This is a genomic window from Streptomyces sp. LS-MS-L19 (assembly GCF_058382285.1).
Window position 1 is genome coordinate 4546975 of the sequence record NZ_JBYCLL010000001.1, and the last position, 26063, is coordinate 4573037.

A 26063-nucleotide genomic window follows, 5' to 3' on the forward strand; every position below is an offset into this window, starting at 1 on the left:
GAGGTTCCTCACATCCGGAAGACGCCGAAGCCGCCACGGGCGCCCTCGTAGGGGGCGGTGTGGATCGCGGACAGGCACATGCCGAGGACCGTGCGGGTGTCGCGGGGGTCGATGACGCCGTCGTCGTAGAGCCGCCCGGACAGGAACATGGGCAGCGACTCGGACTCGATCTGCTGTTCCACCATGGCGCGCAGGGCCGCGTCGCCCTCCTCGTCGTACGGCAGCCCCTTCGCCGCCGCGGACTGGCGGGCCACGATGGAGAGCACGCCGGCGAGCTGCTGGGGCCCCATGACGGCCGACTTGGCGCTGGGCCAGGCGAAGAGGAAGCGGGGGTCGTAGGCGCGGCCGCACATGCCGTAGTGCCCGGCACCGTAGGAGGCGCCCATGAGGACGGAGAGGTGCGGGACCTTCGAGTTGCTCACCGCGTTGATCATCATGGCGCCGTGCTTGATGATGCCGCCCTGTTCGTACTCCTTGCCGACCATGTAGCCGGTGGTGTTGTGCAGGAAGAGCAGGGGGATGTCGCGCTGGTTGGCCAACTGGATGAACTGGGCGGCCTTCTGGGACTCCTCGGAGAACAGGACGCCCTGGGCGTTGGCGAGGATGCCGACCGGATAGCCGTGGAGTTCGGCCCAGCCGGTCGCGAGGCTGCTGCCGTACAGGGGCTTGAACTCGTCGAAGTCGGAGGCGTCGACGATCCGGGCGATCACCTCGCGGGGGTCGAAGGGCACCTTGAGGTCGCCGGGGACGATGCCCAGCAGTTCGTCGGGATCGTGCTTGGGCGGCTCGGCGGGGCCCGGATCGCCGTACGCCTTGCGGTGGTTGAGGCGGGCGACGACCCGGCGGGCCTGCCGGAGCGCGTCCCGCTCGTCCACGGCGAAGTAGTCCGCGAGGCCCGACACGCGCGCGTGCATCTCGGCGCCGCCGAGGGACTCGTCGTCGCTCTCCTCACCGGTGGCCATCTTGACCAGGGGCGGGCCGCCGAGGAACACCTTGGCGCGTTCCTTGACCATGATCACGTGGTCGGACATGCCGGGGATGTAGGCGCCGCCCGCCGTCGAGTTGCCGAAGACGACGGCGACGGTGGGGATGCCGGCGGCCGAGAGGCGGGTCAGGTCGCGGAAGATGGCGCCGCCCGGGATGAAGATCTCCTTCTGGGACGGCAGGTCGGCGCCGCCGGACTCCACCAGGCTGATGCAGGGCAGCCGGTTGGCGAGGGCGATGTCGTTGGCGCGCAGGGCCTTCTTCAGCGACCAGGGGTTGCTCGCGCCGCCGCGCACGGTCGGGTCGTTGGCGGTGATCAGGCACTCCACGCCCGCCACCACCCCGATCCCGGTGACCAGGGAGGCGCCGACCGTGTAGTCGCTGCCCCAGGCGGCCAGGGGGGACAGTTCCAGGAAGGGCGTGTCGGGGTCGAGGAGCAGCTCGATGCGTTCCCGGGCGAGCAACTTGCCGCGCCTGCGGTGCCGTTCGACGTACTTCTCGCCACCGCCCGCGAGCGCCTTGGCGTGTTCGGCGTCCAGGTCCGAGAGCTTCGCGAGCATGGCCTCGCGGTGGGCCCGGTAGTCGGGGCCGGTCGGGTCGAGGGTGGTCCGCAGGATCGTCACAGCAGGGCCTCCGGGATGTCCAGGTGGCGGGAGCGCAGCCATTCGCCGAGGGCCTTGGCCTGCGGGTCGAAGCGGTGCTGGGCGGCGACGCCCTCGCCGAGGATGCCCTCGACGACGAAGTTCAGGGCGCGCAGGTGGGGCAGGTCGTGCCGGGTGACAGTCAACTCGGCTGTTTCCGGGAGGAGTTCGCGCAGTCGGTCCACGGTGAGCGTGTGGGCGAGCCACCGCCACGCCTCGTCCGTGCGCACCCAGACCCCGATGTTGGCGTTGCCGCCCTTGTCGCCGCTGCGGGCGCCCGCGACCAGCCCGAGCGGGGCCCTGGCCACGGGTCCTTCGGCGAGCGGCTCCGGCAGGGGTGGCCGAGGGACCTCGTCGAGTACGGCGGTCTCCTGGGCCGGGGCCACGGGGATCCGCCGCCCGTCGTGGAGGACGGCCACATGGTCCACGGCTCCCTGGGGGACGTACGCCTCCTCGAAGACCCCGTAGGGCGAGCCCTTCCCGGGAGGCGCCAGCACATGGAACCCGGGGTAGCTCGCCAGGGCGAGTTCCACGGCGGCCCCGCTGAGCGCCCGTCCGACGGCCTCCTGGTCGGCGTCCCGGACGACCAGGCGCAGCAGCGCGCTCGCGGTCTCCTCGGTGTCGGCGTCGGGGCGGTCGGTGCGGGCCAGGTCCCAGCGCACGTCGGTGACCTTGGCGAGGGCCGGTTCCAGCTGCTCCCGTACCAGTGCGGCCTTGGCCTCGATGTCCAGGCCGGTCAGGACGAAGGCGACCTCGTTGCGGAAGCCGCCGAGCCGGTTGCGGCCGACCTTGAGGGTGGGCGGCGGGGCCTCGCCGCGCACCCCGGAGATCCGGACGCGGTCGGGGCCGTCCTGGGTGAGCCGGACCGTGTCGAGGCGGGTGGTGACATCGGGGCCCGCGTACCGGGCGCCCTGTGTCTCGTACAGGAGCTGGGCGGTGACCGTGCCGACGTCCACGAAGCCGCCGGTGCCGGGGTGTTTGGTGATGACGGCGGTGCCGTCCTCGTGGAGTTCGGCGAGGGGGAAGCCGGGGCGCCGGAGGTCGCGCGCCTTGTCGGTGAAGAACGCGTAGTTGCCGCCGGTCGCCTGGGTCCCGCACTCCAGGACATGGCCGGCGACGACGGCTCCCGCGAGCCGGTCCCACTCCCCCGGCCCCCAGCCGAAGTGGGCGGCGGCGGGCCCGGTGACGAGGGCCGCGTCGGTGACCCGGCCGGTCACGACCACGTCCGCGCCCGCGCGCAGGGCGGCCGCGATGCCGAAGCCGCCGAGGTAGGCGTGGGCGGCGAGGCTGCCGGGGTGCCGGGCGGTGAGGTCGTCGCCCTCGACGTGGGCGACCCGCGTGTCCAGACCGAGGCGGTCGGCCAACTCCCTGATACGGGTGGCGAGTCCGGCGGGGTTCAGGCCGCCCGCGTTGGTGACGATCCGGACGCCCCGCTCGTGCGCGAGACCGAGGCAGTCCTCGAGTTGGCGCAGGAAGGTGCGGGCGTATCCGGCGCCGGGGTCCTTCAGCCGGTCCCGGCCCAGGATGAGCATGGTCAGCTCGGCGAGGTAGTCGCCGGTGAGGACGTCGAGTTCACCGCCGGTGAGCATCTCGCGCAGGGCGTCGAAGCGGTCGCCGTAGAAGCCGGAGGCGTTGCCGATGCGCAGGGGGTTCACGCGGCCCGGATTCACTCCCTGGTCCACTCGGCCTTGGTCCACTCGGCCCGGGTTCACTCACCCGCCCCCTTCGGTGCGCGCCCCTTGCCGGGTGGGCCCGCGAAGGCCTGGGCGATGTCGAGCCAGCGGTCGGCGTCCTCGCCCACGGCGGTCAGGTCGAGGTCGGCGCGGTGGGCCCGCTGGGTGACCAGGAGGCAGAGGTCGAGGGCGGGGCCGGTGACACGGTCGGTGGCGTCCTCGGGGCCGTAGGTCCACGACTCGCCCGAGGGGCTGACGAGTTCAATGCGGAACTCCTCGAAGGGCGGGGTCAGTCCGTGCACCCCGAAGGAGAAGTCACGGGTACGGACACCGAGCCGGACGATGTGCCGGATGCGGTCGGTGGGCTCGCGGGTCACGCCGAGCGCGTCCGCGACGTCCAGGCCGTGGGCCCAGGTCTCCATGAGGCGGGCGGTGGCCATGGAGGCGGTGGACATGGGCGGGCCGTACCAGGGGAAGCGGGCCCCCTCGGGTGCCGCGCGCAGGGCTTCCGCGAGGTCCTCGCGGCCGGCCCGCCAGTACGCGAGCAGCCGCGCGGGAGGCTTCCCGGCACCCTCCTCCGCGCCGTTGTCCACGAAGTCCCCGGGGGCCGCGAGCGCCTTCTCGACCTCGCGGGAGAAGGCCTTCGGGTCGGTCACCGCGAGCAGGGAGGAGTGGTCGGTCCAGGCCAGGTGGGCGATCTGGTGGGCGACGGACCAGCCGGGGGCGGGGGTCGCGAGCGTCCACTGCTCGGCGGTCAACTCGGCCACGAGACGGTCGAGTTCCTCGCTCTCCGCACACAGGTCGTCGATGACGGGTGTCGGGTCTGCCATGGGGCGAGGATGGCAGCGTCCGAAGAAACAAGCAAGCGTGCTTGCATTTATTCATCGCGCGCCTTGGAGGCCGGCTGGTCAGATCCAGTCGCCGAGGCCTCGCCACTGGCGCACCCTGACGACGGTGACCCCGCCCGCGACGGCGGCCGCGAGGAGGGGCACGACAGGGAGCATGATCGCGGTTGCCCAGGACAGGAACCCGGTGTCCACCGACTCGTAGCCGCCCCACGGTTCCCGCGCCACCTGGACCGTCTCGTCCGGGTGGCCGTCGTAGCCGACCTTCACCGTGTGCGCGGGGGCACCGACCTGCGGGCCGCTGCACACCGTGTGGGACCCGGCGCGTCCGCCGCCCTCGCTGTGGCATTCCGTGAACCGGACCTGCACGGGATGCCCCAGGACCTCCACGCGGGTGAGCCCGGCGAGCACCGCCCAGGCCGTCGCCGCGAGGCACAGCACAGTGATCACGCCGTAGCCCACGGCAGCGCGTCCCCGCCCCTCTGTCATGCACCCAGCATGCCGTCTCACGGGAAAATGCCGCGACCCCGCCTCCGCGGCGGCGTTACCGTCGCCCGGTGACCGATCACAAGGACCACTTCGGAGAGTCCGTCGCGGCGACCTACGACGAGTCGACGGCGGGCATGTTCACGGCGGACGCGGTCGATCCGGCCGTCGCCGTGCTGGCGGAGCTGGCCGGGGACGGGCGGGCCCTGGAGCTCGGTGTCGGGACCGGGCGGATCGCCCTGCCGCTGGCGGCGCGGGGCGTCGAGGTGCACGGCATCGAACTGTCCCGGGCGATGGCGGACCGGCTGCGGGCCAAGCCCGGCGGTGAGGCGATCGGGGTGACGTTCGGGGACTTCACGACGGCCCGGGCGCCCGGTACCTTCTCGGTCGCCTACCTGGTCTTCAACACGATCATGAACCTGACCACCCAGGACGCCCAGGTGGACTGCTTCCGCAATGTCGCCGCCCACCTGGCCCCCGGCGGCACCTTCGTCATCGAGGTCATGGTCCCCCAGCTGCGGAAACTCCCGCCCGGACAGAACGCCGTGCCGTTCCACGTCGGCGAGACGCGCCTCGGCTTCGACACCTACGACACCGCGACCCAGGCGATGGCCTCGCATCACGTGCGCGTCGAGAACGGCGAGGGATCCTTCCACTCGATCCCCTTCCGGTACGTCTGGCCCGCGGAACTGGATCTCATGGCCCGGCTGGCCGGGATGCGGCTGCGGGACCGCTGGGCGAACTGGGACCGGTCGCCCTTCACGGCCGACAGCGAGTCCCATGTCTCGGTGTGGGAGAAGACCGACGGCTGACCGGGCGACCGCTCAGTCGCCCAGGGCCGCTTTCCCCCGCCCCACCTGCGTGCGGACCGCGCCCATGCTCGCCGCGATCACCAGCGCGATGGCGAGCGCCTGGAGCACGGACAGGGCCTGGCCGAGGATCAGGAAGCCCGCGAGGGCCGCGATGCCGGGCTCCAGGCTCATGAGGATCGCGAAGGTGGAGGCGGGCAGGCGGCGCAGGGCGAGGAGTTCCAGGGTGTAGGGCAGCACGGAGGACATCACGGCGACCGCCGCGCCCAGACCCACGGTCACCGGGTCGAGAAGCCGGGTGCCCGACTCCACGGCGCCGAACGGCAGGAAGGCCAGCGCGCCCACCGCCATCGCCAGGGCGAGCCCGTCGGCCTGCGGGAAACGGCGGCCGGTGCGCGCACTGAAGACGATGTACGCCGCCCACATGGCCCCCGCCGCCAGCGCGAAGGCCACGCCCAGCGGGTCGAGGCCGCCGAAGTTCCCGCCGCCGAGCAGGAAGACACCGGCGAGCGCGAGGCCCGCCCAGACGGCGTTGACCGCGCGGCGGGAGGCGAGCACCGAGAGGGTGAGCGGGCCGAGGACCTCCAGGGTGACCGCGGGGCCGAGGGGGATGCGGTCGACGGCCTGGTAGAAGAGGCCGTTCATCGCGGCCATGGTGAGGCCGAAGACGACGACCGTGCCCCAGTCGGTGCGGGAGTGGCCGCGCAGCCGGGGCCGGCACACCAGGAGCAGCACGATCGCGGCGGCCAGCAGCCGCAGGGTCACCACCCCGAGCGCGCCCGCCCGCGGCATCAGGGTCACGGCCAGCGCCGCCCCGAACTGCACGGACACACCACCGGCGAGGACCAGGCCGACGGGCCCGAGGGAGCCGAGACGACGGGGACCGCCGACGGGCGCCGCGGCGACCGGGGGCGAGGACGGCAGGTCGGTGCTGGGGGTGGTCACGGGCGCTTCCAGGAGGTCGATTCGCGGTTGTCGTTCATCGTGATGCACTACTGAGTCCAGGGTAGTGGACTCAGTCAGGTGCGTAAACCCGCTATACGACTGTCTCGGAGGATGGAATCAGCGCCGCACCATGAACACGTCGACCGGGTCCTCGGACTCCGCCGTGAAGCCGTGCCGTTCGTAGAGGCGGCGGGCCTGGCTGCCCTGGAGGACGTCGAGGCGTACGGTCACGCCGTCCGCGTCGGCGCGGGCGAGCAGGGTGCGCAGGACGGCGGAGCCGAGGCCGCGGCCCTGGAGTGCCGGGTCGACGAAGAAGTGCTCCAGCCAGTGGCCGTCCTCGGCCGGGCGCAGCGCTACACAGCCCGCGAGGCGGCCCTCGACCACGATCACCGACAGATGCTCGGCGACGAAGGCGTCCCGGAACCGCTGCCGCACCCGCTGCTCGTCGAACCGCCCCAGCCGCTCCAGGTCGGGGCGCATCACCACGGCCCGCAGCTCGGCTATCGGCTCGACGTCGTCCGGGGTCGCGGGACGCAGGGTCCAGGTCAGCGTGTCCATGATCGGAGTCTCTCAGGCGGGGCGGTTCCTGCCGTCCCGTGGCCCGAAGGCCGCCAGCGCCTCCGCGTCCGTGGCCCTCGCGCCCAGGTAGTAGTCCGCCCACTCCGCGATCCCGGGCCAGTCGCACTCCGCGACCAGCCGCCGGGCTGCCGCCGGGATGTCGTACGGCGTCACCCGCAGGTCCGTCCCCGGGCCCAGCAGGCACCAGTGGGCGCCGGGGCGGCCGTACGGCATGCCGACGCTGCCGGGGTTGACGACCAGGCGGCCGTGGGCGAGCCGGACGTACGGCATGTGGGTGTGGCCGCAGACGATCGTGCGGACGCTCTCGGGCACGCCCGCGAGGACCTCCGTCCAGCGGTCGGGGCGCGAGTCGACCAGGACGACCTCCTCGTCGTCGCGAGGTGTGGCGTGGCAGAAGAGGACCTCGCCGAGGCCGCGGACGGTGAGGGTGAGTGTGGTGGGGAGCGAGGCGAGGAACTCGACGTCGGCTTCGGCGAGCCGGGCGGCCGCGTAGGGGCCGATCGGGTCGGGGATGTCCGCCCGCTCGCCCCTGCGGTACTCGACGAGTTCGCGGTCCGCGTTGCCGGAGATCCACGCCACGCGCTCGCCCAGCTCCCTCAACAGGGCGAGCACTTGGGTGGGTTGGGGGCCCGCCGTGATGTCCCCGGTGAGCACGATCCGGTCGGCGGCGGCCACGGCCGGTTCGGCGAGGACGGCTTCCAGGGCGGGCAGGACTCCGTGGATGTCGGAGAGGACGGCGACGCGGTCGTAGGCGGGCATGGGGCCGAGTCTGCACCGGGGGCGGCAACACCGGGCCGGTTCAGGGCTGTTGGTCCAGCCCTTCCGCCAGCACCTCCGCCAGGTGCCGGCCCCGCACCCCCGCGAGCTGCTCCAGCTGGGTGCGGCAGGAGAAGCCGTCGGCGAGCACCACCGCGTCCTCGGGCGCCCGGCGCACCGACGGCAGCAGCTGCTCCTCCGCGCAGGCCCGGGACACCTCGAAGTGGCCTTTCTCGAAACCGAAGTTGCCCGCCAGGCCACAGCACCCGCCGGTCAGTTCGCCGGTGAGCCCGGCGGCCTCGCGCAGCCGTCGGTCGGCCGTGTCGCCCAGGACCGCGTGCTGATGGCAGTGGGTCTGGCCGACGACCGGGCGGTTCAGGGCCGGTGGCCGCCAGTCGGGGGCGAGCCGCTCCAGGGCCTCCGCGAAGGTGAGGACACGCGAGGCGAGCCGGGCGGCCCGCGGGTCGTCGTGCAGCAGCTCGGGCAGGTCGGTGCGGAGGGCGGCGGCGCAGCTGGGCTCCAGGACGACGAAGGCGGGCAGCTCCGTCACGTCGTCCCCTTCCGCCGGCAGGAACGGCTCCACCAGGTCCAGCGTGCGGTGCAACACCGCGCGGGCCCGGTCGAGTTGGCCCGTGGAGAGATACGTCAGGCCGCAGCAGGCGCGGACACGGGGGCGGCCCCAGGACGCCGACGCGCCGACGCCCTCGACCTCGCCGCCCTCGGACCGCCGCACCTTCCACGGCCGCCCCGGCAGCTCGACGGCCCCGATCCCGGCCGCCTCCAGGACCCGCACCGCCGCCCGGCCGACGTCCGGCGCAAGGTGCTCGGTGAAGGTGTCCGGCCACAGGAAGACCATGTGCTCCGGCATCCCAGGCACCCCGGTCGTCCATCCCCGCATCCGCTCCCGGTTCCACCTCCGCTGCCACCGGCCGAACGTCTCCGGAGCCAGCCGCGGGATCCGCCGCTCGGCCGCGATCCCGCCGAGCCGTTTCGCGACCGCCGCCAACGGCCGTACGGCGGCGAGGGCGTTGACCACCGGAGCCAGCCGCAGCCGGTCCACCAGACGCAGCCACACCGGCAGCCGGCCCATGCTGTAGTGAGCGGCCGGCCGGCGGCGCCCGGCGTAGTGGTGGTGCAGGAACTCCGCCTTGTACGTGGCCATGTCGACCCCGACCGGGCAGTCGGACCGGCAGCCCTTGCAGGACAGGCACAGGTCGAGGGCGTCCCGCACCTCCGTCGACCGCCAGCCGCCGGTCACCAGGCCGCCCGCCTCGCCGGCCAGCATCTCGTGCAGCAGCCTGGCCCGCCCGCGCGTGGAGTGGGCCTCCTCGCCGGTGGCCCGGAAGGACGGGCACATGACGGCGGGCCCGGACACCGCTGTCGTACGGCATTTCGCGACCCCGACGCAGCGCCGTACGGCCGCCGGGAAGTCACCGCCGTCGGCCGGGTAGCCGAAGGCGACGTCGACCGGCTTCCGGGGCAGGACGGCGAAGCGGAGGTTCGTGTCGAGGGGGGCCGGGCGGACCAGCATGCCGGGGTTGAGGAGGTCGTCCGGATCCCAGACGCCCTTGGTCCGCTCGAAGAGGGCGACCAGCTCGTCGCCGTACATCCTGGGGAGCAGTTCGGCGCGTGCCTGTCCGTCGCCGTGCTCGCCGGACAGCGAGCCGCCGTGGGCGACGACCAGGTCGGCGAGTTCCTCGGAGAAGCGCCGGAAGCGTGCCACCCCGGGCTCGGTCAGCAGGTCGAAGTCGATGCGGACGTGGATGCAGCCGTCGCCGAAGTGGCCGTAGGGGGTGCCGCGCAGGCCGTGCTCGGTGAGCAGCCCCCGGAAGTCCCGCAGATAGGCCCCCAGCCGCCGCGGCGGCACCGCGCAGTCCTCCCAGCCGGGCCAGGCTTCGGAACCGTCGGGCATGCGGGTCGCCGTACCGCTGGCGTCCTCGCGGATGCGCCACAGGGCCCGCTGCCCGGCCGGGTCGGTCACCACCAGCGCGTCCAGGACGTCGGCGGCGCGCACGATCTCCTCCGCACGCGCGCGTGCCCCGGCCGCGCTGTCCGCGCCGGTCTCCACGAACAGCCAGGCACCGCCCCTGGGCAGCGCGGCCGCCGAGGGCACCAGGTCGGCTGCCATGCCCTCCACCGTCAGGGGGCGGTGCGACAGCAGCCCGGCGGCGGCCTCGGCGGCCGCGCCCTCGTCCGCGTACCCGAGCACCGCGAGCGCACGCGCGCGGGGCGTCTCCACCAGCCGTACGACCGCTTCGGTGAGGACGCCGAGCGTGCCCTCGCTGCCGCAGAACGACCGGGCGACGTCGGCCCGGTGCTCCGGCAGCAGGGCGTCCAGCGCGTACCCGGAGATCCGCCGGGGCAGCTCGGGGAACCCGGTCCGCAGCCGCGCGAGGTCGCCGTCGACGAGCTCCCGCAGGCCCGCGGGCGCCCCGGCCCACTCCTGCCCGAGCCGCAGCCGCTGCCCGCGCGCGGTGATCACGTCCAGCTCGCGCACGCTGTCGGCGGTGGTGCCCCAGGCCACCGAGTGCGACCCGCAGGAGTTGTTGCCGATCATTCCGCCGAGCGTGCAGCGGCTGTGGGTGGAGGGGTCCGGTCCGAACCGCAGTCCGTGCGGGGCGGCGGCGTCCTGGAGGCGGTCGAGGACCAGGCCCGGCTGCACGACGGCGGTGCACGCCCCGGGGTCGAGGGACACGAGCTGGTTCATGTGCCGGGTGAAGTCGAGGACGACTCCGGTGCCGGTGGCCTGCCCGGCGATGGACGTGCCGCCGCCGCGGGGCACGACGGGTACTCCGTGCGAGCGACAGACCTCCAGTACGGCGGCCACGTCGTCGGCGTCCCGGGGTGCGACGACCCCGAGCGGGACGCGCCGGTAATTGGAGGCGTCCATCGTGGTCAGCGCCCGGGAGGTGACGTCGAAGCCGACGTCCCCCCGCACGGCTTTGCGCAGCTCCGCTTCCAGACCCGTCATGGGTCCACCCTCCCAGCCCGTGCGGGCATCGACGTCTCAGCCGACGGACGAGGTTTCCACCAGGTTTCCCGCAGCGGCTAACCTCGGTCCGTGGCTGAGATCCAGATTCCCGCTGACATCAAGCCCGCCGACGGACGTTTCGGCGCGGGCCCCTCCAAGGTGCGGGTCGAGGCGCTCGACGCCCTCGCCGCGACCGGTACGTCCCTGCTCGGGACCTCCCACCGCCAGGCCCCGGTGAAGAACCTGGTCGGCCAGGTGCGTGAGGGCATCTCCGAGCTGTTCTCGCTGCCCGAGGGCTACGAGGTCGTCCTCGGCAACGGCGGTTCCACCGCGTTCTGGGACGTGGCGACGCACGGCCTGATCGAGAACAAGTCGCAGCACCTGAACTTCGGCGAGTTCTCGTCGAAGTTCGCGAAGGCGTCCAAGCTCGCGCCCTGGCTGGCCGAGCCCACCGTCATCGCCTCCGACCCCGGCACGCACCCCGAGCCGCGGGCCGAGGCGGGCGTCGACGTGTACGCCTTCACCCACAACGAGACGTCGACGGGTGTCGCCGCCCCGATCCGGCGGGTCGCGGGCGCGGACTCCGGCGCCCTGGTCCTGGTCGACGCGACGAGCGGCGCCGGCGGCCTCCCGGTGGACGTGTCGGAGACGGACGTCTACTACTTCGCCCCGCAGAAGTCCTTCGCCTCCGACGGCGGCCTGTGGATCGGCGTGTTCTCCCCGGCGGCGATCGAGCGCGCCGAGCGGATCCACGCGTCCGGCCGCCACGTCCCGGAGTTCTTCTCGCTGCCCACGGCGATCGACAACTCCCGCAAGAACCAGACGTACAACACCCCGGCCCTCGCGACCCTCTTCCTGCTGAACCAGCAGCTGGAGTGGATCAACGGCCAGGGCGGCCTCGCCTGGTCGACGGCCCGCACGAAGGACTCCTCGACCCGCCTGTACAGCTGGGCGGAGGAGTCCAAGCACGCGACCCCGTTCGTCACCGACCCGGCCAAGCGCTCCCAGGTCATCGGCACGATCGACTTCTCCGACGACATCGACGCCGCCGCCATCGCCAAGGTCCTGCGGGCCAACGGCATCGTCGACACCGAGCCCTACCGCAAGCTCGGCCGCAACCAGCTGCGCGTCGCGATGTTCCCGGCCATCGACCCGGCGGACGTCGAGGCCCTGACGAAGTGCATCGACTACGTCATCGAGAAGCTGTAGCCGTTCCAGGCGTTACGACGACGAGGGGCGCCCGGTGTTCGCCGGGCGCCCCTCGTCGTCTGTCGGCTCGCGGTCAGCCGCGGAAACCGAGCAGCTGGTGCAGCTCGTCGCCGCCCTGGGTCGCCGTGGCCGGCGTGGAGGCGCCGGTCAGGGCCGACGCCGTGGCCGGCTGGGCCGCCGCCGGCTTCGGGTCGGGGAGCTTCTTGCAGACCGCGTCGGCCGTGCCGTGGCCGCGCGGGACCGTACCGTCGGTCAGGTACTTGGCGAGGTACTTGTCGAGGCAGGCGTTGCCGCTCAGGGTGATGCCGTGGTTGCCGCCGCCCTGCTCGACGACCAGGCTGGAGTGCTTGAGCAGACGGTGGACGGTGACGCCGCCCTGGTACGGGGTGGCCGCGTCGTTCGTCGCCTGGAACAGGAGCACCGGCGGGAGCTTGGAGTTGGCGACGTTCACCGGCTTCAGGGTCTTCGTGGGCCAGAACGCGCACGGCGCGTTGTACCAGGCGTTGCTCCAGGCCATGAAGGGAGCCTTCTTGTACACGGCCCAGTTGTCCTTCTGCCACTGCTTCCAGTCGCGCGGCCAGGAGGCGTCACGGCACTGCACGGCGGTGTAGATGCTGTAGCCGTTGTCACCGGAGGCGTCGATCGCGGCGAGGTTCTCGTACGCCTCGACCAGCGGGGCGGCGTTCTTGTCGTTCACGTACGCGGCGAACGCCTTGGCCAGGTCGGGCCAGTAGCCGTTGTAGTAGCCGCCCGGGATGAAGGTGTCCTCCAGCTCGGCTGCGCCCACCTTGCCGCCGGCCGGCGTCTTCGCCAACTGGGCCTGCATGGCGTACCACTTGGCCTCGATCCTGGCCGGGTTCGTGCCGAGCTCGTACGTGGAGTTGTACTTCGCGATCCACGCCATCAGGGCCTTCTGGCGGGCGTCGAAGGCGTAGTCCTGCGAGATGTTGGCGTCGTACCAGACGCCGTCGGGGTCGACGATCGAGTCCAGCACCAGGCGGCGCACGTTGCCCGGGAAGAGCTTCGCGTAGACCTGGCCCAGGTAGGTGCCGTACGAGTAGCCGAAGTAGTTGATCCTCCGTGCGCCGAGGGACTTGCGGATCGAGTCCATATCCTTCACGGCGTTGATCGTGTTGATGTACGGCAGCACGTCGGCGTACTTGCGCCCGCACGCGGCGGCGAAGGACTTGGCGCGCTCCAGGTTGGCCTTCTCGATCGCGGGCGTGCTCGGGACGCTCGGGGGGCGCACCGGGTTGAAGTAGCCAGGCACGCAGTCGAGGGCGGGCTTGCTCCGGCCGACGCCGCGCGGGTCGAAGCCGATGACGTCGTACTGGGCCGCGACCGCCTTGGGCAGGCTCGAGGCGACGAACCCGGCGAGGGTGAGACCGCTGCCGCCGGGCCCGCCCGGGTTGACCAGGAGCGGCCCCTGGTACTTCTTCGCGGTGTGCGGCACCCGGGACAGGGCCAGGGTTATCTGGCGCCCCTTGGGGTGGGCGTAGTCGAGCGGCACCTTCACCGACCCGCACTGGAGCGTCGGGTAGTCGTCGGTACCGCACTTCTTCCAGCTGACCTTCGCCGCGGCCTGGGCGGGCGAGACGGTGCGGGACGTACCGGCCTCGGCGGGAACGGCCGTGACGGCCCCCGCGAGAACGACGGTCGCACCGCACAGCACAACTGCGCTTCTTCTCATGGAGCCGCATCATGTCGAAGAAATCTTCGGATGAGAAACACCTGAACGAAAGATTTGAAACTCCTTTGGTCCGGAGGCGCTTGGGGTTCAGCTACGGCAAGTACCTGATACCTGCGGCATGGGCGGTCGGGGATCCAGGCAAGCACCGTACGAGGAAGGCAGAGCGCCCGAGGGTGGCCGGGCGCCCCTCCGTTCACGCAGCCGTGCAGCTCACGCTCGGCGCGCCCCCGCCTCCCGGCGTGCCCCCGAAGCCGAAGGTCGCCGAACCGCCCGCCGGGAGGGACCCGTTGTGCGAGGCGTTCGTGGCGGTCACGGTCGAGCCGGTCTGGGTGTACGACGCGTTCCACATGGAGCCGACCTTCTGGGCGCCCGGCCAGGTCCAGGTGACCTTCCAGGAACTCAGCGCCGTCGAGCCGGAGTTGGTCACCTTCACCTCGGCGTTGAAGCCGCTCCCCCAGTCGCTGCTGACCGAGTAGGTGGCGGTGCAGGCCGCCGTGCCGCCGCCCGGGTCGCCCGGACCGCCGGGGTCGCCGCCGCCCGAGCCCGGGAAGCCCGGCGCCTTCACGCTCGCCAGGTACCCGTCCTTGACCGTGTCCACGGTCTGCCAGTCGTCCTTCAGGATCCCGCCCGTGTCACCGGAGTTGGGGTTCCACGACCAGAAGGTCCAGTGGAAGGAGTCGGCGCCGTACGTCGAGGTCGGGCGCAGGTACGACACCAGCGCTGCCAGCCACTTCTGGTCCACGGTCGACTGGAGGGTGGTCCCGAACTCGCCCACCCACACCGGCGCGATGTTCTGCTTGAAGAGGTAGCCCCAGTACTTGTCCCAGATCCCCGGCATGTTGGCGGGGAACGACGGATCGCTGAACCAGCTCTGCTGGGCCACGCTCGTCGCGTAGTCGTGGGCCGAGTACACGACCCGGTTCGCCACGCTCAGCTGCACCGGGTACTGCGCGACCCCCATCAGGTTGCCGCCCCACCAGCCCGAGACACCGTTGACGGTCTGCACGCCCTCGACGAAGATCAGCAGGTCCGGGTTGACCCCGAGCACCGCGTTCCCGGCCCGCTGGGCGGCCAGACGCCAGTCCGTGGCGGTGTCCCCGCAGCCCCAACACGCCGGGTCGTGCGGCTCGTTGTGCAGATCGATGCCCACGACCGTGTCCTGGCCCTTGTAACGCGTGGCCAGCGCCTTGAGGTTGGCGATCCACGTCGACTCCGGCACCGCGGCCGTGTACCAGAGCGCCGACTGGCCGCCGGAGTCCGGGCGGTGCCGGTCGAGGATGACCTTGAGGCCGTCCTGACCGGCGTACGACACGATCCTGTCCAGTACGCCGAGGGAGCTGAGTCCCTGGAGGTCGGCGTTCTTGCCGCTGGAGAAGTCGATGCTGTTCGGGACGGTCCCCGCCTTGAAGATGTCGTCGCTGAACGGGATCCGGATCGTGTTGTAGCCCAGCGACTTCATCTGGTCGATCATGGACTTGTAGTCGCGGGACCAGAGGCCGTGGACGACGTGGTTGGAGGTCTCGAAGCCGAACCAGTTGATCCCGGCGACCCGGACCGGCTGCCCGGACGCGTCGAGGATCTGGCGGCCGCTGGTGTGCCAGTAACCGGCCCCGGCGTCGGCCTTCGTCTCGGCCGCGTGTGCCGTCTGCGCTCCGACCAGGAGCGGTAACAGAAGCGCCGCCGCGCACAGCGCTCTTCGCAAGCTGCGGAACATGTTCGCTGCTTCCTCTCGAAGGGGGAGCAGGCCCGGAACCCGATGGGAGCGCTCCCACCATCCTGCTCCTCCCATGGAAGTCAGGTCACATGAACACGTCAAGACGCAGGACGCTACCTACTGAGCTTCTGGAACCTCCGCACCGCCAACGGCAGGAAGATCGCCGTGAGCACCACCGGCCACACCCCGGCCATCAGCAGCGCGTGCTGCTCGACCCAGGAGTCCCCGCCGCCGACCGGCGTCCCGAACAGGTCGCGGGTGGCCGCCGCCGTGGAGGAGATCGGGTTCCACGCGGCCACCGCGCCCAGCCAGTCGGGCATCAGCTGCGGCGCGACGAAGATGCTGGAGATCATCGTGAGGGGGAACGCGACCGCGAACAGCCCGCCAGCCGCCTCCGGGTTGGGGACCATCAGGCCCAGCCACACCCCGATCCAGATCAGCGCGAACCGCAGCCACAGCAGCAGTCCGAAGGCGGCCAGGAAGCCCAGCCCGCCGTCGGGACGCCAGCCCATCGCCACCGCGGTCAGCATCATGATCGCCAACTCGGCGCAGGCGACGAGCAGATCGGTCACCCCGCGCCCCGCGACCACCGCGGAGGAGGCCATCGGCATCGAGCGGAACCGGTCGATCACGCCCTTCGTGGCGTCGTACACCACCAGGGTCGCGGTGTTGATGAAGCCGAAGGCCATCGTCATCACGAACATGCCGGGCATCAGGAAGTCCTTGTAGTCCCCGCCGCCGGGCACCTGCATGGCGCTGCCGAATACATAGCCGTAGAGCAGGACGGAGAGGATCGGGAAGCCCAACTGCCAGGCGATGTTGACGGGTTGGCGCTGGTAGTGGGTGAGGCCGCGGCGGACGATGTTCCAGACGTCGGCGAGGATCCAGTAGGTGCGGCCGCGGGTGGCCTCCATGGTGCTCATGCCGCTGTCTCCTTCTCCGTGCGGTGTCCGGTCAGGCGCAGGAACACGTCGTCGAGGCTCGGCCTGCGCAGTCCGATGTCCTCGACCCGCACGCCCTCGTCCTGGAGGGCGCGGGCGACCTCGGTGAGTGCGGAGACCCGGTCGACGACGGGGGCGTGCACCCGCAACTCCCCTTCCTCCGCCTCTGGTTCGCCGTCGGAGACCCGGGCCACGACCTTCACCACGCGCGGGATGTCGGTCCGCTCGGCGACCACGACCTCGATACGGTCGCCGCCGACCCGGTCCTTGAGTCCGTCCGGGGTGTCGTCGGCGATGGCCCGGCCCTGGTCGATGACGGTGATGCGGGAGGCGAGCTTGTCGGCCTCCTCCAGGTACTGGGTGGTCAGCAGGACCGTGGTGCCGCTCGCCACCAACGCCCGCACGGATTCCCACACTTCGCCCCGGCTACGGGGGTCGAGTCCCGTCGTCGGCTCGTCGAGGAAGAGCACGGCGGGCGCGAGGATCATGGAGGCGGCGAGGTCGAGCCGGCGCCGCATGCCGCCGCTGTACTTGCCGACGCCCTTGTCGGCGGCGTCGGTGAGGTCGAACTGCGCGAGGAGCTCGGCGGCCCGCTGCTTGGCCCGCTTTCCGCCGAGGTGGAACAGCCGGCCGAACATCTCCAGGTTCTGCCGGCCGGTGAGGACCTCGTCGACGGCGGCGTACTGGCCGGTGAGGCCGATCCTCGACCGCACCTCGCGCGCGTGCCGGACCACGTCCAGTCCGGCGACGGTGGCGCGGCCGCCGTCCAGCCGGATCAGCGTGGACAGGATGCGGACCGCCGTGGTCTTGCCCGCGCCGTTGGGGCCGAGCAGGCCGTGCACGGTGCCCTCGCGGACGGCGAGGTCGAAGCCGTCGAGGGCGTGTTTCTCGCCGTAGCGCTTCTCCAGGCCTTCGGCGTGGACGGCGTATCCGTCGTCGGACATGGGTCCCCCTTCTCGCGATTCCGTTAACTGAGTACAGCGTACCCGATTGCGCGTACGGTGTACTCAGTATTTTGGCGGAACTAAGCTGCCCCCATGACGAGCAGCGGCGACACCAGTGGCAGCGGGGACATCGTCCGCACGCTCGAACTGCTGTGGGACGGCACCCCGCGGCCCAGCCGGGGCCCGAAGCCGGGGCTGACACTGGACCGGATCGTGGAAGCGGCCGTCCGGATCGCGGACGAGGAGGGGCTCGACGCGGTCTCGATGCGCCGGATCGCCACCGAGCTCGGCACCGGCGCGATGTCCCTGTACCGGTACGTCCCCGGCAAGGCCGAACTGCTCGACCTGATGCTCGACCGCGTCCAGCGGCCCTCCGAGAACCCGGCCGACCACGGCGACGGCTCCTGGCGCTCCGCCCTGGAGGCCATGGCCCGCGCCACGCTCGCGCTCTACACCCGCCATCCCTGGCTGCTCGGCGTCAACCAGGCCCGCCCGCTGCTCGGTCCGAGCGCGCTGGACGGCATGGAGAAGATGCTGGGCCGGATCCGCCCGATGGGCCTGACCGACCCCGAGCTGGTGTCGGCGGTCATCATGGTCGACGGGTATGTCGTCGGGGCCGCGCGCACGCAGGTCTACCAGCGGGAGGCGGAGCGGACGTCGGGGATGACGACCGCGGACTTCTTCGCGGCGCAGGCCCCCTTCCTCGAGAAGGTCATGGCCGGCGGCCGCTACCCGGTCCTCGCCTCTCTCGCCGAAGACACCTGGAGCCCGGAGTTCGACCACTTCGGGTTCGGGCTCCAGCGCATCCTGGACGGTCTTGAGGTGTTCGTCGCGCGCAGGCGCGAGGAATCAGGTGCGGCGGCGGAACAGCCGTCGGAGTCCGAAGAAGCCGACGACGGCCACCAGGGCGAGGGCGCCGATCTTGACGGTTCCGGTTCCGTCGGACCCTCCGCCGCCGTCGCTCCCGGAGGCCGAGGAACTCCCGCTCCCCGAGGGTGACCCGGACCCGCCGTCACCGGGCGCGTCCTGTGCCTCCACCTCGCTGTCGGCACCCTCCATGCCGAGCAGGAGCCTGGTCCCGTCCGGGGAGTAGGAGATGGACTCGCCCTGTCCGAGGGGCACGCTCAGCCGCCCCTCCTTCTTGATGTCGCCGTCGTTCCAGTCGTACCAGATACCGCCGAAGTACCCGCGTACGGCGAGCTGTTGACCATCCGGAGAGAAGGCGGCGTCGGTGGCCCACAGGTCGACGGGCTGCACCGGCCTGAAGAGGTTCGTGCCGGAGGGGGAGAGCTTCGCCGGGCCGGCGTACAGGTGGCCGCCGTCCTCCTGCTTGTCGATGATGTAGACGCGTCCGGTCTTCGGGTGGACGACCATCGACTCGGCGTCGCGCGAGCCGTCGGAGTACTTCACGACGTACTGCGTGGCCTTGACGGTCTGGTCCTTGAGGTCCTTCGGCTCGGGGAGCTTGTAGATCCAGACGTAGGGCCAGGTGACGCCGTCGTTGTCGCCGATGTCGCCGACCCAGATCTGGTTGTCGGGCCCGACGGAGATGGCCTCGACGTCCCTCGGGGTGCCGACGCCGGTCATGGTGATCCTCGCGACCGTCTTGCCGGTGGCGCTGTCGACGGCGTAGAGGTAGGCGCCGGTGTCCTGGTCGTTGTGGGTCCAGTAGATGCCGGGGTGCAGGTGGGAGGCGGCGAGGCCGCTGGACTCGGTGATCCGGGGGTCGGTGATGGTGAAGCCCTGGTTCCCCTTTCCGTTCCCGTCGTCGGCTGAGGCGGGGAGGCTGAAGGCGCCTACGAGCAGGATCGCGGCTAGGGGGGTGAAGGGTCGACGCATGGGGCCAAGCCTGCCACTCCGCTGCGCCGGGCTGGGGCGGGTGGGGGGTGGCGGGTCGGGGTCGTGGTTGGGTGCGGGGTGGGTGGGGGCGGGCGTTTTGCGCCCACGCGGCGGAGCCGCATATCGACACAGTCCCGCGCCCCTGGAGGCCTGCGGCGGCCTCTTGCTGTCCGGTGGGGGTGGGTGTAGCGCGTTTCGTTCGGTGGTTGGGTCGGTGCCGGGGTGGGGGGTATCCGTCCTCGGTCCGGCGGCTCGGTCCATCGAGCAGCACCCGGTTCCGGACGCCGGCCGCTGCGGGCGGACACCCCCCACCCCGTCCCCTTCACGCCGTACGCGGCGAACGGTGCGTGGGGGCGGACGCGGGCAGCTGACGGTCCCGTCGTGGCGCAGGCCAACTGCAACTCCTCAGGGGCGCGGGGAACTGCGCGACAAGCCACGACGGACCCGCACCCGCCCCACAACCGAACCCGGCACCCCCCTAGGCCCCCGGCCAAAGCCCAGCGCAGCGGGGACGTGGGATCTTTCACAGCACCGGCCGGGCCAAGATCTGTTACTAGTCGGTAAGAATCACCGATGATGGGCGCATGCTGCGATTCATGCCCGTCGGCGATTCCATGACCATCGGCAGCGCGGGCGAGCACACCTGGCGGTACCGGATGTGGCAGCACCTGCGTGACACGTACGGCGGCCCCTTCACGCTCGTGGGCCCCCGCGAGACGCTGTACGACAAGGCGGTGGACGCGCCGACGTCGTACGAGTACGCCGATCCCGACTTTCCGCGGGCCCACCTGGCCGGCTGGGGTGAGGGCTGGCAGCACATGGTGCCGTTGATCGGCGAGGCGGTGCGCGGGCACCGGGCGGATGTGCTGCTGGTGTCGCTGGGTTTGATCGACCTGGGGTTCTACACGAACGCGGAGCAGACGGCGGAGAACGTGCGGGCCTTCGTGGCCGAGGCGCGCTCGGCGAACCCCCGTATCCGCATGGTCGTCCTGCCGGTGATCCCCAACGTCCGGGCGGAGACGGACGCCTTGTTCGCCGGAGAGGTCACCCGCTTCAACGAGCTGCTGGCGAAGACGATCGCGGACCTGGACGAGCCCCGCTCCCCCTTGCTCCCGGCCACCCCTCCCCCGTCGTACGACATCAACCTCGACACGTACGACGGCACGCACCCGAACGCGAGCGGCGAGCACAAGGTCGCGGCGGCCTTCGCGGAGGCGATGTACCAGGCGTGGGACCTGGGCGATCCCTACGAGTCCGCCTGAGCAAGCGCGTCGACGTTCAGCCGGACGACCCGGCCCAGGGGAATACCGCTTCCCGCATAGGCCGTTGAAGGCGGCTGTCTGTCTCCGGTGGGAAGCGTGGTGGGCGTTCGATGAAGGCGGTCCGGTTCCACGAGTACGGCGGGGTCGAGGTGCTGCGGGTCGAGGAGGTGGCGCGGCCCTCGCCCGGTGCCGGGCAGGTGCTGGTCGAGGTGCGTGCGGCCGGGATCCAGCCCGGGGAGGTGATGATCCGCGAGGGTGAGCGGCACGACCGCTGGCCGGCGACCTTCCCCTCCGGGCAGGGCAGCGACCTTGCCGGGGTCGTGGTGGAGACGGGCCCGCACACGCGGGGGTTCGCGGTGGGTGACGAGGTGCTGGGCTTCACCCACCAGCGGGCCAGCCACGCCCAGTTCGTCGTGGCCGACGACGTGAACCTGTTCTCCCGGCCGCCGGGACTGTCCTGGGAGGTGGCCGGGTCCCTGTACGTGGCCGGTACGACCGCCTGGGCGAGCGTGTTCGCCGTGGACCCCGTGCCCGGTGACACGGTCGTGGTGTCCGGCGCCGCGGGCGGGGTGGGGTCGCTGGCCGTGCAGCTCGCGCGGCGGCGCGGGGCCACGGTGATCGGGCTGGCGAGCGAGCGGAACCACGGCTGGCTGAAGGAGCGGGGTGTGGTGCCCGTCGGGTACGGGGAGGGGGTGGCTGAGCGGATCCGCGAGGCGGCGGGCGGACGCGTGGACGCGTTCGTCGACACGTACGGCGAAGGGTATGTGCGGCTGGCCGTGGAACTGGGTGTCCAGCCCTCCCGCATCAACACGATCCGTGACTGGCGTACCGCGGCGGAGGTCGGTGCGCGCACCTACGGCGAGGGGTCGGCGGCCTGTGCGGTCGTCGTCGGTGAACTCGCCCGGCTGGCCGCACGGGGTGAGCTGGAGGTGCCGATCGCCCGGACCTACCCGCTGGAACGGGTACGGGACGCGTACCGCGAACTCGAACTCGGTCACACCCACGGCAAGATCGTGCTCCGGCCATGACCCGGGCGTCGTCCCTCCGTGATCCGGTCACCGTGCGTATCGTTGTACTGCGCGGCTGCACTCGTCCATGGGGCAGCCGGGGAGGAGCGCCACGATGACCGTCCTTGAAGACAGGATCGAGATGGCCGACGCCGACGCCAACACCGAGCGCCTGGACGAGTGGTTCGAGCTGCTTGAGCGTATGCCCGTCCCCGAGGGTTACAGGGTCGAGATCGTCGGGGGCAACGTTTTCATGACGCCGCAGCGGGACACGCACTGGGAGATCATCCGTCGGATCGTCCGGGCGCTGGAGGACAGGTTCGGCATGGACGTAAAGGTGTTCTCCGACGTTCGCATCGACTTTCCGGGTTTCGAGAACGGCTTCTGCCCGGACATCGCTCTGCTCAAGGATTCGGCGAAGAAGGACGACAAGGGTCACTGGCGGTATCAGGACGTCGAGTTCGTCGCGGAGGTCATCTCGAAGGGGACGGCCGCCAATGACTACGGCCCGAAGATGACTGCCTACGCGGAGGCCGAGGTCCCTCTGTACGTCGTCGCCGACCCCTACCAGGGGCGCTGCCACATCTACACCGACCCCAAGGATGGCGACTACGCCGAGCCCACGCGGGTGGATTTCGGCACCGACCTCGAGCTGACCGGCACGGTCGTCGATCTCGTCCTCAAAACCGATGAGTTCCCCCGCGACTGACTGACAGAATCCGCCGCATGGCGATCATCCACAACACCACCCTGAAGCCCACCAAGCTGGAACTGCTCACCACCTGGCTGCCGACCCGCCCCTGGTACGCCGCTTCCGGCGCACCGGAGTTGACCAAGGCCGGCGGGTTCCGGCTCGACGACCCGGAGGGCGAGGTCGGGATCGAGTTCATGGTGGCGCTCGACACCTCAAGCCCCGAGCCCGTCGCCTACCACGTCCCCCTCACCTACCGCGCCGCCCCGCTCCCCGGCGCGGACCACGCCCTCGTCGGCACCATGGAACACGGTGTCCTGGGCCCCCGCTGGGCCTACGACGGCCTCCACGACACCGTCCTGCGCACCGAACTCCTCGCCCTGTTCGAGGGCCGAGCCCAGGCCATGGCCCAGAGCATCAGCGACACCCCCGACCACGAGGTGGCCCACTCCTACGCCGGTCCCGCCCTCCCCACCGGCCCCGCCGAGATCACCGAGGACCGGGACGGCGGCACCGACCTCACCCTCCCGGACGGCACCGTCCTCCGCGTCCACCGGATCCTGTCGGCCGCTGCACCCGAGGGGGCGTCCGGCCAGGTCTCCGCGCCCTGGAACGCCCCGGACGGCACCCGCGTGCGCTCCGTTTTCGCGAGCCTGCGCACTCCCTGAGACGGGCGGACGCCACAGAGCGGCCCCCGTTCCGGACGGCCGCGCGCGGTCGTCCGGAGTCGCTCCCGGAGGTCATCCACAATCGCCCCTGACGAAACGGACACCAGGCACTCACACGCGGACGGTGACCTCCCACAGCAACTCGCCCATGACGTACGGCACTCCGCGCGACGGCACCGACCGCCACCCCAGCGGCCAGGTCACGCCGGTCAGCGCGGGCACCCCGACATAGGCGAGGCTGCGGTCACCGCGGGTCAGGGCCCGCACCCCCGGCGGCCAGCGGAAGTCCGCCGCGGTGCCCGGCGGCAGCAGAAAGTACGTGTTCCGCTCCCCCGTGGCCTCCTGGACGATCGGGCCCGCGTCGAAGTCCGTGCACACCATCAGCTCGGAGGCGACCCGTTCGCCGTGCACACCGCGGATCCGTACGGCGTCGAAGTGCACGCCGGCGTGCCGCAGGGCGTGGCCGGTGGCGGGGACCCATGTCGGGAGCCAGGGGGCGTCGATTCTCTCGTTCATGCAGCAGAGCGTGGCGGGTGCTCACATACTGTGACCAGGGCTGCGGAAGTTCCGTGCAGAGCTGTGCACTTGGGGAGGCGGTTGTGCACTTCGGTGACCGTGGATCGGAGTCCTTCGGCGTACTGCTCCGTTTCTTCCGCGAGCGGGCCGGGCTGACACAGGAGGGCCTGGGCAAGCACGTCGGCTACTCCAAGTCCCAGGTGGCGATGGTGGAGCGGGGGGAGCGGTCGCCGAGGGGACAGTTCGTCGAGATCGCCGACGAGGTGGTCGGTGCACAGGGTGCACTACTGGTATTGGCCGAGAAGGAGTTGGGCAAGGGCGGGCTTCGGCCGTGGACCGAGGACTACCTGGCGGAGGAAGCGAAGGCCGCCGTATTGCACGTGTACCAGACCAACCTGATCCCGGGTTCGCTTCAGACCGAGGCGTACGCACGGGCCGTGTTCACGTCCAACCGCTGCCCGACGCTGGACGACGAGGAGATCGAGCGGCGCGTGTCCGCCAGGCTGGAGCGCCAGCAGCTCTTCACCCGCAGGCCCGCCCCGACCATCAGCTATGTGCTCGAAGAAAGTCTGCTCACGCGGCCGTTGGGTGGTAGCGCCACGCTCAAGGAGCAGCTGCACCACATCCTGGCGATCGGCGAACTCCGCCATGTCGAGGTCCAGGTCATGCCGCACGACCGAGAGGACCACGCCGGGCTCGCCGGCCGCATGAGCCTTCTGGAGACCGCCGACCGACAGCAACTCGCCTACGTGGAAGGTCACAGGGGAGGCTACTTCGTGAGCGAACAACCCGACGTGGGAGACCTGTTCGGCAAATATGGCATTCTGCGGGCGCAGGCTCTCGCACCCGAGGAGTCCGCGAGGCTGATCAAGAAGGTGGCACGGGAGCTATGAGCACGGAACTCCAGTGGTTCAAGAGCAGCTACAGCGACGGTGAGGGCGAGTGCCTCGAAGTCGCCCACACCCCCGCCACCGTCCACGTCCGCGACTCCAAGACCCCCACCCCCACCCTCACCGTCACCCCCACCGCGTGGTCCGCCTTCCTGCGGTCCGACGTCGCCCCGGTCAACGCCGCCGCTGCCCCCCTTGCCTAGAGCGCACTCCACGTCGTTGGCTAGGGGTTCATGAAGTACACGCAGCTCGGACGCACCGGACTCAAGGTCAGCCGACTCGTCCTCGGCACCATGAACTTCGGCCCGCAGACCGACGAGTCCGACTCCCACGCGATCATGGACTCGGCCCTCGACGCGGGCATCAACTACTTCGACACCGCCAACGTGTACGGCTGGGGCGAGAACAAGGGCCGTACCGAGGAGATCATCGGCAGCTGGTTCGCGAAGAGCGCCGCCAACCGCGACCGGACCGTCCTCGCCACCAAGGTCTACGGCAACATGGCCGCGGACGGCGAGGCCTGGCCCAACCACGACAAGCTCTCCGCGCTCAACATCCGGCGCGCGGTCGACGCCTCGCTCAAGCGCCTCCAGACCGACTACATCGACATCTACCAGTTCCACCACGTCGACCGCGCCACCCCCTTCGAGGAGATCTGGCAGGCGATCGACACCCTGGTCCAGCAGGGCAAGATCCTGTACGTCGGGTCGTCCAACTTCCCCGGCTACAAGATCGCCCAGGCCAACGAGATCGCCGCCCGCCGGGGCGGCACCATCGGCCTGGTCAGCGAGCAGTGCCTCTACAACCTGGCCGAGCGGCGCGCCGAGATGGAGGTCATCCCGGCCTCCCAGGAGTACGGCCTCGGCGTGATCCCCTGGTCCCCGCTGCACGGCGGTCTGCTCGGCGGGGTCATCAAGAAGGAGGTCGAGGGCGGTCGCCGCGCCTCGGGCCGCGCCGCCGACACCCTGAAGGACCCGGCCAAGCGTGCCCAGATCCAGTCCTACGAGGACCTTCTGGAGAAGCACGGCCTGGAGCCCGGCGAGGCGGCCCTGGCCTGGCTGCTGACCCGCCCCGGCATCACGGGCCCCATCGTCGGCCCGCGCACGGCGGAGCAGCTGGAGTCGGCGATCAGGGCGGTGGACCTGGAGCTGTCCGAGGAGCTCCTGGCCGGCCTGGACGAGATCTTCCCGGGCCCGGGCCCGTCCCCGGAGGCCTTCGCCTGGTAGGAGCGCCCCCGCAGGGGCGCGGGGCGGAGTCGATTTGGGGCTCCGCCCCGTGGGCGCGACCAGCCACGACGGCGCGGCAGCCGAGAACTGGCCGCAGTTCCCCTTACCTACCAAGGGCCGCAGCAAGAGCAACAACGACGAACATCATCACCAGCACACCGGCCATGATCCGGTTCCGCGTCTTCGGGTCCACGCATCGAGCCTAACCGGCCCCGCCGAGCGCCCAGCGCCCGACCACCTCGTAGCGAGGCTGCTCCCCCGGTACCCCCGACGTCGGCAGGTTGCTGCGGACCAGCGCCAGCTCGTCCACCGTCCAGGTACGACTGGTGAACCCGTCGAGCACCTCCAGATACGGCCGTACATCCACCGCCTCCCGACTCCGCGCCACCGTCAGATGCGCCTTGTAGCGCCGGTGCTCCCCCATCTCCACCCCGGCCTTCCGCCCCGCCGCCTCCGCCCGATCGGCGAGCAACCGCAACACCGGCAGCTCGCCGGAGGCCCCGGCCCACAGCGCCCGCCCGTGCCCGAACTGCCCACCCCCGCGCACGGCCAGCGGGAAGGCGGGCGTTCGCCGGGCCGCCCGCTCCAGCCGCTCCGACAGTTCCGGTACGACGTCGTCGTCGACCTCACCGTAGAACGCCAGCGTGAAGTGCCAGCCCGGGACCCCGGTCCAGCGCAACCCGTCGGATCCCGGAAGCCGCCTCAACTCGGCCACCCGCAGCGCGAGTTCCTCGGCGACATCCTGCGGGGGCAGCACCGCGGCGAAGAGTCTCATGG

General features: G+C 71.3%; 24 protein-coding genes. 10 read left to right on the plus strand and 14 right to left on the minus strand.

Annotated elements, in window-relative coordinates; translation table 11 throughout:
• Positions 1-8 precede the first annotated feature (8 nt).
• From AC2XR2_RS20220 to AC2XR2_RS20235, 4 genes are all read right to left on the minus strand, one after another.
• Positions 9-1607 (minus strand): acyl-CoA carboxylase subunit beta, encoded by a 1599-nt coding sequence (locus AC2XR2_RS20220; protein WP_491515908.1) that lies wholly within the window; start codon positions 1605-1607, stop codon positions 9-11.
• The gene (locus AC2XR2_RS20225; RefSeq protein ID WP_491515909.1) at positions 1604-3280 is read right to left on the minus strand and encodes an acyclic terpene utilization AtuA family protein; all 1677 of its coding nucleotides are present in this window, start codon (positions 3278-3280) and stop codon (positions 1604-1606) included. Before AC2XR2_RS20225 ends, AC2XR2_RS20220 begins: the two co-directional genes overlap by 4 nt.
• Positions 3281-3333: 53 nt before the next feature.
• Positions 3334-4128: a TIGR03084 family metal-binding protein gene (locus tag AC2XR2_RS20230; RefSeq protein WP_381300958.1), complete on the minus strand. Its 795-nt coding sequence runs from the start codon at positions 4126-4128 to the stop codon at positions 3334-3336.
• 78 nt (positions 4129-4206) lie between these two features.
• The gene (locus AC2XR2_RS20235) at positions 4207-4632 is read right to left on the minus strand and encodes a hypothetical protein (RefSeq protein ID WP_491515910.1); all 426 of its coding nucleotides are present in this window, start codon (positions 4630-4632) and stop codon (positions 4207-4209) included.
• Between the two features lie 68 nt (positions 4633-4700).
• On the opposite strand from AC2XR2_RS20235, the gene AC2XR2_RS20240 reads away from it, so the two are divergent.
• The gene (locus tag AC2XR2_RS20240) at positions 4701-5441 is read left to right on the plus strand and encodes a class I SAM-dependent DNA methyltransferase (RefSeq protein ID WP_491515911.1); all 741 of its coding nucleotides are present in this window, start codon (positions 4701-4703) and stop codon (positions 5439-5441) included.
• 12 nt (positions 5442-5453) lie between these two features.
• Here AC2XR2_RS20240 and AC2XR2_RS20245 read toward each other — a convergent pair whose 3' ends face one another.
• From AC2XR2_RS20245 to AC2XR2_RS20260, 4 genes are all read right to left on the minus strand, one after another.
• A complete protein-coding gene (locus tag AC2XR2_RS20245) occupies positions 5454-6383 on the minus strand; it encodes an EamA family transporter (protein WP_449353570.1) in 930 nt (309 codons plus the stop codon).
• Between the two features lie 117 nt (positions 6384-6500).
• On the minus strand, positions 6501-6941 hold the full coding sequence (locus AC2XR2_RS20250) for a GNAT family N-acetyltransferase (protein ID WP_491515912.1): 441 nt from the start codon (positions 6939-6941) through the stop codon (positions 6501-6503).
• A gap of 12 nt (positions 6942-6953) precedes the next feature.
• Complete coding sequence (locus AC2XR2_RS20255) at positions 6954-7721, minus strand: metallophosphoesterase family protein (RefSeq protein WP_491515913.1); 768 nt, start codon at positions 7719-7721, stop codon at positions 6954-6956.
• Between the two features lie 40 nt (positions 7722-7761).
• Entirely contained in the window at positions 7762-10689 is a 2928-nt protein-coding gene (locus AC2XR2_RS20260; protein WP_491515914.1) for an FAD-binding and (Fe-S)-binding domain-containing protein, read from the minus strand.
• Between the two features lie 90 nt (positions 10690-10779).
• On the opposite strand from AC2XR2_RS20260, the gene serC reads away from it, so the two are divergent.
• The gene (gene serC / locus AC2XR2_RS20265; RefSeq protein ID WP_356461913.1) at positions 10780-11898 is read left to right on the plus strand and encodes a phosphoserine transaminase; all 1119 of its coding nucleotides are present in this window, start codon (positions 10780-10782) and stop codon (positions 11896-11898) included.
• Between the two features lie 73 nt (positions 11899-11971).
• On the opposite strand, the gene AC2XR2_RS20270 is transcribed toward serC, so the two are convergent.
• From AC2XR2_RS20270 to AC2XR2_RS20285, 4 genes are all read right to left on the minus strand, one after another.
• On the minus strand, positions 11972-13588 hold the full coding sequence (locus AC2XR2_RS20270; RefSeq protein WP_491515915.1) for an alpha/beta hydrolase: 1617 nt from the start codon (positions 13586-13588) through the stop codon (positions 11972-11974).
• 193 nt (positions 13589-13781) lie between these two features.
• Positions 13782-15302, minus strand: coding sequence for a cellulase family glycosylhydrolase (locus AC2XR2_RS20275; protein WP_491515916.1), 1521 nt, complete (start codon positions 15300-15302; stop codon positions 13782-13784).
• Positions 15303-15415: 113 nt separating this feature from the next.
• Positions 15416-16225 (minus strand): ABC transporter permease, encoded by an 810-nt coding sequence (locus AC2XR2_RS20280; RefSeq protein WP_449353564.1) that lies wholly within the window; start codon positions 16223-16225, stop codon positions 15416-15418.
• Positions 16222-17187, minus strand: a complete 966-nt coding sequence (locus AC2XR2_RS20285) for an ATP-binding cassette domain-containing protein (RefSeq protein WP_491515917.1) — start codon at positions 17185-17187, stop codon at positions 16222-16224. Before AC2XR2_RS20285 ends, AC2XR2_RS20280 begins: the two co-directional genes overlap by 4 nt.
• A 93-nt stretch (positions 17188-17280) precedes the next feature.
• Between AC2XR2_RS20285 and AC2XR2_RS20290 the strand changes: the two genes are divergently transcribed.
• From AC2XR2_RS20290 to AC2XR2_RS20310, 5 genes are all read left to right on the plus strand, one after another.
• A complete protein-coding gene (locus AC2XR2_RS20290; RefSeq protein ID WP_491515918.1) occupies positions 17281-18186 on the plus strand; it encodes a TetR/AcrR family transcriptional regulator in 906 nt (301 codons plus the stop codon).
• 1424 nt (positions 18187-19610) lie between these two features.
• Entirely contained in the window at positions 19611-20288 is a 678-nt protein-coding gene (locus AC2XR2_RS20295; protein WP_381299647.1) for a GDSL-type esterase/lipase family protein, read from the plus strand.
• 110 nt (positions 20289-20398) lie between these two features.
• Entirely contained in the window at positions 20399-21316 is a 918-nt protein-coding gene (locus AC2XR2_RS20300; protein ID WP_491515919.1) for an NADP-dependent oxidoreductase, read from the plus strand.
• Between the two features lie 94 nt (positions 21317-21410).
• Positions 21411-22004, plus strand: coding sequence for a Uma2 family endonuclease (locus tag AC2XR2_RS20305; protein WP_381299650.1), 594 nt, complete (start codon positions 21411-21413; stop codon positions 22002-22004).
• Between the two features lie 17 nt (positions 22005-22021).
• Complete coding sequence (locus AC2XR2_RS20310; RefSeq protein WP_491515920.1) at positions 22022-22654, plus strand: maltokinase N-terminal cap-like domain-containing protein; 633 nt, start codon at positions 22022-22024, stop codon at positions 22652-22654.
• 111 nt (positions 22655-22765) lie between these two features.
• Here the strand turns inward: AC2XR2_RS20310 and AC2XR2_RS20315 are convergent, their stop codons facing one another.
• On the minus strand, positions 22766-23170 hold the full coding sequence (locus tag AC2XR2_RS20315) for a hypothetical protein (RefSeq protein WP_491515921.1): 405 nt from the start codon (positions 23168-23170) through the stop codon (positions 22766-22768).
• 83 nt (positions 23171-23253) lie between these two features.
• Between AC2XR2_RS20315 and AC2XR2_RS20320 the strand changes: the two genes are divergently transcribed.
• Genes AC2XR2_RS20320 through AC2XR2_RS20330 form a run of 3 tightly spaced genes read left to right on the plus strand, consistent with a single transcriptional unit; the run spans position 23254 to position 25286 of the window.
• Entirely contained in the window at positions 23254-24063 is an 810-nt protein-coding gene (locus AC2XR2_RS20320; protein ID WP_449353557.1) for a helix-turn-helix domain-containing protein, read from the plus strand.
• Positions 24060-24263 carry a DUF397 domain-containing protein gene (locus AC2XR2_RS20325; protein ID WP_491515922.1) on the plus strand — a complete coding sequence of 68 codons (204 nt, stop codon included), beginning with the start codon at positions 24060-24062 and terminating at the stop codon, positions 24261-24263. Before AC2XR2_RS20320 ends, AC2XR2_RS20325 begins: the two co-directional genes overlap by 4 nt.
• Before the next feature lie 30 nt (positions 24264-24293).
• Positions 24294-25286: an aldo/keto reductase gene (locus tag AC2XR2_RS20330; protein ID WP_381299654.1), complete on the plus strand. Its 993-nt coding sequence runs from the start codon at positions 24294-24296 to the stop codon at positions 25284-25286.
• Positions 25287-25488: 202 nt separating this feature from the next.
• On the opposite strand, the gene thpR is transcribed toward AC2XR2_RS20330, so the two are convergent.
• Positions 25489-26061, minus strand: coding sequence for an RNA 2',3'-cyclic phosphodiesterase (gene thpR / locus AC2XR2_RS20335; RefSeq protein ID WP_491515923.1), 573 nt, complete (start codon positions 26059-26061; stop codon positions 25489-25491).
• Between the last annotated feature and the right edge of the window lie 2 nt (positions 26062-26063).